Below are 2,634 nucleotides of genomic sequence, written 5' to 3'. Positions count from 1 at the left end.
TTTTTTATAATAAAACATATTATATGAAGGTAAAAAATAAAGTCTTTTCGCATCTTCAATAGCAAAACTTTTACCGTATAATTTTTTTGGAAACTTTTTTAAAAGTTTTTCGGGAGTATTTTCTTTATAGATTTTGTGTAATTTCTTTAACTTCTCTTCTTTATTTATACCTGATTTTTTTGGAAAAATTATATATAAATCGCTTCTTTTGACTTTATGATAAACAATTTTAGGTTCTATAAAATGAAATTTTGAATGTTCAAGGGCGTATTCCGCTTCTTTTTTATATCTATAACATCCATAATATGCTTTTTTAACTTTAATATCAATTATATCGTGAAAAACATTACAAACTTTCACTCTTTGTGTATCAATAGGGGCAACAGGAGTTGTTTCATCAACTTTTGTAAGTATAGAATAACAACTCCACCCATATGAAAAATAAAAAATAAAAAACAATAACAATATTCTTTTCATATTACTGCCTAAATGTATCTACTTTAACATTTACACTTTCATATAATTGTTTTGGAGTCAATTTAAATTTAATAGGTATCAAAATAACTTTAACATAATTTATACTGTTGGCATATGTATTGGTAACACCTTTACTTTTTTCAGAACTCAATGGAGCCGGATATTTAATATTTACAATTTTTGCCCGAAATTCCTTGCCATTAGGAAGAGTAACTGTTGCTATATCTCCTATTTTTAATTTTTCAGCTTGTTTTGAAAGAATATGTGCGACTATATATATTTTAGCATTATTTGGTATTATTGATAATATCGGTTCACCAGTATTTCTAAATTCATTATTATGTATATATACATTTAATACTTTACCATTAACAGTAGCTCTTAATGTTCTTATTCCTCCATTTAACATTTTAGCAACAGCAAAAGGTTTAGACGCATTTATCTCATCTCCCGATTTTATCTTTTCAAGAAATTGAATAAATGAAGGTGCAGGAGAGCGTACCATACTTACATTTGTATCAACATAACCTACAACAGCTTTAACAATAAATGTTCTATTATAAAAAACATAACCCAAAAACAATATCAAAATAAAAATCACAAAATAAATTAAAAGTAATATACTCCATGCTTTTTTATGACTTATCTCTTTTGTTTTTTTATCTGGATATGTAATCTGATGCTGGACAACATGTAAAATGTCATCTTGGGTTACAACGCTTCCTTCTAAAAACGAATCTATAATATGTTGTAATATTGCTCTTTGATCTGGTTTTAATTCGGTAAATCTACATCTCATAATCGTATGATCATCAAATTTATCATTTTTTAAAAATTCAAGTTTTAATTTATCAACAGCTGTTTCAAAATTATCAAATTTAAATTTCATTTTACCTTGTGTAAATTTATGAATATATTCTTCAGGTAAATTTATAATAGCACATCCCGATATTGACCAATTATCCACATCATATTCTTTACCGTCGATTTCTATTTTAGCAGGAATTTTATATCTTGCATGTTGTCTTGTAATTTCGGCTTCATGTTTTATTTGAGAAGCTATATCTAAATTATGACTCATTTCTTTATTCTCCTTTTTCATCCTTAACTCCTAAAAATATGTAAAAATCCCCATACATCATGAAAAGTTATTACCCCAATTAAAAAAGCTATTCCCAAAACAAATACCATTAAATCAATTATAACCATCCCATCAGAACTCACTTTTCTATACCATTCTACAAATCTCCTACCACCTTTTAAAGTAGTTTTCTGTCTTGTCCATTTCTGCTTATGCATATGCTCCCATACATATATCTTAACAAAAGAACCTACTAACTGATTATAATAAAGCATCAAAGGCCAAAAAGCATATATATGTTTTCTTGATAATCTATAAACAAATGTCATCAAAAGTCTTGTAAAAAGTATCCACCAAATATATGCATAAAATATAGCTCCACCCCATTTTATACTCCCAAGTATAGCAACAAAAAGACCAAATAACGTAGTCCATTTTGTAATTCTTTGGTCAATCAAAGCATACCACGGATATGGATTCATTTTATTATGCGAAAGTTTAAGTGCCCTTGCATTTGTTCTGTATTGGTTTCCAAACCATCTTGTCATAAGCATAATACTGCCTTTAAAAAAATTCCTATCAGGAATTTCATCCACAGTATAAACAAGCACATCAGGGACATACCACATATCCCAGCCTTCGCTTGCGAGGGCAAACCAGCTTGATTTATCATCACCTGTAAGAAAATAAAATTCTCCAAGTCTCCAATGACTTAATTTATCAAGCTGAACAGTATCCGCAAATGCTTTTTTTGCAGCAATATTTGCTCTTATCATTGACATACGACCTGTTAAAGTAAGTATCCTATCAGACAATGCGATAGAACTCATTGACATATTTCTTTGAGCAAATCTAAGTTTATACCAGTAATAATATATTTTTTCTACTAAACCTTTACCATGAACTAAGAGATAATCATCTTCTTCCTCATCCGTGGTAAGCCCACCGAGTTTTGGATTAAGACCAAAAAGCCTTGCACATTTCCTAATAGTCCCGGGAGTTAAAATAGAATCTCCATCAATTACCGCTACAACTGATTTTTCAAAATCTACATTATGATTTGCTATAACCCTAAA

Annotated in this window: 3 protein-coding genes; all 3 read right to left on the bottom strand. The window is 28.9% G+C overall.

Going from position 1 to position 2,634, the window contains the following annotated elements; all coding sequences use genetic code 11:
* On the bottom strand, positions 1-477 hold a 477-nt coding region (locus F7B34_RS04535; RefSeq protein ID WP_292460652.1), incomplete at its 3' end, for a hypothetical protein.
* A gap of 1 nt (position 478) precedes the next feature.
* Positions 479-1,579 (bottom strand): HlyD family efflux transporter periplasmic adaptor subunit, encoded by a 1,101-nt coding sequence (locus F7B34_RS04530; RefSeq protein WP_292460651.1) that lies wholly within the window; start codon positions 1,577-1,579, stop codon positions 479-481.
* 2 nt (positions 1,580-1,581) lie between these two features.
* The coding region (locus F7B34_RS04525) for a glycosyltransferase (protein ID WP_292460650.1) at positions 1,582-2,634 on the bottom strand (1,053 nt) is incomplete at its 5' end.

Source organism: Methanothermococcus sp. (assembly GCF_015523155.1).
Lineage (GTDB): Archaea > AGJL01 > Methanococci > Methanococcales > Methanococcaceae > Methanofervidicoccus.
The sequence above is the reverse complement of the archived record's forward strand: the minus strand, read 5'-3'. Positions and strand labels throughout refer to the sequence as shown.

What these genes read in the sequence shown, in the direction of transcription:
- F7B34_RS04530 (WP_292460651.1), bottom strand. Translation starts at nt 1,579, where the DNA reads ATGAAAAAGGAGAATAAAGAAATGAGTCATAATTTAGATATAGCTTCT.